Origin of the sequence: Vibrio sp. HI00D65 (assembly GCF_001635455.1) — a bacterium.
Taxonomy (GTDB): Bacteria; Pseudomonadota; Gammaproteobacteria; order Enterobacterales; family Vibrionaceae; genus Vibrio.
Genome location: NZ_LWEH01000380.1, coordinates 1 through 287, shown reverse-complemented (window position 1 = coordinate 287; position 287 = coordinate 1). Strand labels below are relative to the sequence as shown.

Sequence of the window (287 nt, the reverse complement as noted above, 5' to 3'; positions counted from 1 at the left end):
CACTGGCAGTACTGCTTACCAGATCACGGCTACCAACAGCTGTCGGGATTGAAACTTTTCACGCCACCAACACTTCCAAAGTCTTACTCTCTTCCTGAGTTTGACAGTACTTTTCGCTTGCAATTGTCAGATACACAAGCCATATGTGAAGTGTTGCGCCTGACAGTCAGCGGTAGCACCCAGCAAAAGCTCTACTTCCTCTATCTCGGTCAAAAGGAGCTGATGAACGTATTACATCAAGTTGGGTATAAGGTCGGCCAGAAGGTTTCGACGAAAATCAGTAACGG

1 protein-coding gene is annotated in these 287 nt (G+C 47.0%); it reads left to right on the top strand.

Annotated elements, in window-relative coordinates; genetic code table 11:
* Window positions 1–287 (top strand): acyl-homoserine-lactone synthase (locus A3712_RS21405; protein WP_231891857.1); only part of this gene is annotated, 287 nt, incomplete at both ends.